Source organism: Streptomyces sp. SM11 (assembly GCF_002910905.1).
Lineage (GTDB): Bacteria > Actinomycetota > Actinomycetes > Streptomycetales > Streptomycetaceae > Streptomyces.
The window spans coordinates 1-2,378 of record NZ_NEUE01000106.1 but is presented as its reverse complement, the minus strand read 5'-3'; the positions used below and the strand labels follow the sequence as shown (position 1 = coordinate 2,378).

Annotated in this window: 2 protein-coding genes and 3 tRNA genes; 2 read left to right on the top strand and 3 right to left on the bottom strand. The window is 70.9% G+C overall.

The window, feature by feature from the left end; translation table 11 throughout:
- The first annotated feature begins 153 nt into the window (after window positions 1-153).
- Window positions 154-963: a DsbA family protein gene (locus tag B9S58_RS07575; RefSeq protein WP_103531349.1), complete on the top strand. Its 810-nt coding sequence runs from the start codon at window positions 154-156 to the stop codon at window positions 961-963.
- A complete protein-coding gene (locus B9S58_RS07570; RefSeq protein WP_103531348.1) occupies window positions 960-1,823 on the top strand; it encodes a cytochrome c biogenesis CcdA family protein in 864 nt (287 codons plus the stop codon). The genes B9S58_RS07575 and B9S58_RS07570 overlap by 4 nt, the downstream gene beginning before the upstream one ends.
- Window positions 1,824-1,864: 41 nt before the next feature.
- Here the strand turns inward: B9S58_RS07570 and B9S58_RS07565 are convergent.
- From B9S58_RS07565 to B9S58_RS07555, 3 genes are all read right to left on the bottom strand, one after another.
- Window positions 1,865-1,938, bottom strand: a tRNA-Phe gene (locus tag B9S58_RS07565).
- A 23-nt stretch (window positions 1,939-1,961) separates the two neighbouring features.
- Window positions 1,962-2,036: transfer RNA gene (locus tag B9S58_RS07560), tRNA-Asp, on the bottom strand.
- A 39-nt stretch (window positions 2,037-2,075) separates the two neighbouring features.
- Window positions 2,076-2,148 (bottom strand) — tRNA-Glu (locus B9S58_RS07555).
- Window positions 2,149-2,378: the final 230 nt, after the last annotated feature.

Sequence of the window (2,378 nt, the reverse complement as noted above, 5' to 3'; positions counted from 1 at the left end):
CCGCCGGCCGAGCCGCCGCCGGGAATGCGGGCCCGGGCCCCGGACCCGTGCACACCGACCCCCGTGGAACTCTCCGTGCTTCGGGTGTAGGCGGGCTCCCGCCCGCCCCGCGCCCTTCCCCTCTCCTCCCGCATCACCAGCCCGGAGTGCCGCATGCCCACGCCCAAGAAGTCCACGCCCAAGAAGTCCACGCCCGGATCGAGGAAGCCCCTCGCCTACGGCGCCGCGATCGTCGTCGCCGCCGGTCTCCTCGGCTTCGCCTCCTACCGGGCCACCGCCCCCGACGACACCGCCCCCGACACCTCCTCCGCCCCGGCCGCCGAGGTCTCCGCCGACCCGAACGAGGGTGTCTACCCGGAGCTGGCGAAGCTCGCCCGCCGGGACGCGGACGACAAGCTGGCCACCGGCCGCGCGGACGCCCCGGTCGTCCTGATCGAGTACGCCGACTTCAAGTGCGGCTACTGCGGCAAGTTCGCCCGGGACACCGAGCCGGAGCTGATCGAGAAGTACGTGAAGGACGGCACGCTGCGCATCGAGTGGCGCAACTTCCCGATCTTCGGCGAGGAGTCCGAGAACGCCGCGCGCGGCGCCTGGGCCGCCGGGCAGCAGGACCGCTTCTGGGAGTTCCACAGCGCCGCCTACGCCGAGGGGGCGAAGGAGAAGGGCTTCGGCAAGGACCGGGTCAAGGCGCTCGCCGAGGAGGCAGGGGTGAAGGACCTGGGCCGGTTCATGAAGGACCTCGACGGCAAGCCCGCCCGGGACGCCGTCGCGAAGGACCAGGAGCAGGCCTACGGGATCGGCGCGACCTCCACCCCGTCGTTCCTGATCAACGGCCGCCCGATCGCGGGAGCCCAGCCGGACGAGACGTTCACGCAGGCCATCGAGGCCGCCGCCGAGCAGGCGAAGGCCGCCGGCAAGGACACCGGCGACGCCGGCGACGGCTCCGGGGACTCCGACAAGTGACGGCGGACATCGGCTACTTCGCGGCCTTCCTCGGCGGGCTGCTCGCCCTGGTCAGCCCGTGCAGCGCGCTGCTGCTGCCGGCCTTCTTCGCGTACTCCATCGACTCCGCCTCCCGGCTGCTGGCCCGTACCGGCATCTTCTACGCCGGGCTCGCCACGACCCTCGTGCCGCTCGGCGCGGCGGGTTCGTACGCCGGGCGGCTGTTCTACGGCCACCGCGACGCCCTCGTCACGGGCGCGGGCTGGCTGATCATCGGGCTCGGCGTCGCGCAGATCGTCGGCCTCGGCTTCGCGTCGCGGCGGATCGCGGCGCTCAGCGGCCGGATCCGCCCCACCACCGCGTTCTCCGTCTACGCCCTGGGCGCGGTCTACGGCCTGGCCGGATTCTGCGCGGGCCCGATCCTCGGCAGCGTCCTGACCGTCGCGGCGGTCAGCGGCAGCCCGGTCTACGGCGGGCTGCTGCTGGCGGTCTACGCGCTCGGGATGGCCGTACCGCTCTTCGTGCTCGCCCTGCTCTGGGAGCGTTTCGACCTCGGCCGCCGGGCCTGGCTGCGCGGCCGGGCCGTCCGGCTCGGCCGGTTCGAGCTGCACACCACGTCGCTGCTGTCGGGACTGTTCTTCATCGGGCTCGGCGTGCTGTTCCTCGTGTACGACGGGACGACCGCGCTGCCCGGCCTGCTGGGGGTCGACGACTCGTTCGCGGTCGAGCAGTGGGCGCAGAACCTGGGCGAACAGGTGCCGGACGGGGTGCTGCTGGGGGCGGTGGTGCTCGTGGCGCTGCTGGTCCTGGGGGTACGGGCCTGGCGCCGGCGCGACGCGGACGTACCGGCGGAGCGGACCGAGGAGACCGAGAAGGTGTGACACGGCGAAGGCCCCGTCCGGTGGACGGGGCCTTCGAGCGGTGGCTGGGGCCGGGATCGAACCGGCGACCTATCGCTTTTCAGGCGATCGCTCGTACCAACTGAGCTACCCAGCCACGAGATTCACGAGGAATCTCAGCGGTCCTGACGGGATTTGAACCCGCGGCCTCCACCTTGACAGGGTGGCGAGCACTCCAAACTGCTCCACAGGACCAAGCTGTTGCGCGACTCGCATGCCGCGCAGGGTGTTGCGTGCCCCCAACGGGATTCGAACCCGTGCTACCGCCTTGAAAGGGCGGCGTCCTGGGCCACTAGACGATGAGGGCATAACAGCTGGTATTGCTGCTTCTGCGTCTGTCGTCCCAGAGGACGTAAGAAGCATGTGACTCTGCTTCCCCCTGCGGGTTCCGCTTCTTCTTCGACCGCTGGGGTCTTGGAACGGTCAAGCCCTGACCGGTGCTGTTGGGCACGTCGCAGACTGTACTACGGCGTTTCAGTGTCAGCCAAACCGAATAGCTGAGGGGAGCTCGGAGGGGGATTCGGACGGGGACGGGGA

What these genes read in the sequence shown, in the direction of transcription:
- B9S58_RS07575 (WP_103531349.1), top strand. Translation starts at nt 154, where the DNA reads ATGCCCACGCCCAAGAAGTCCACGCCCAAGAAGTCCACGCCCGGATCG.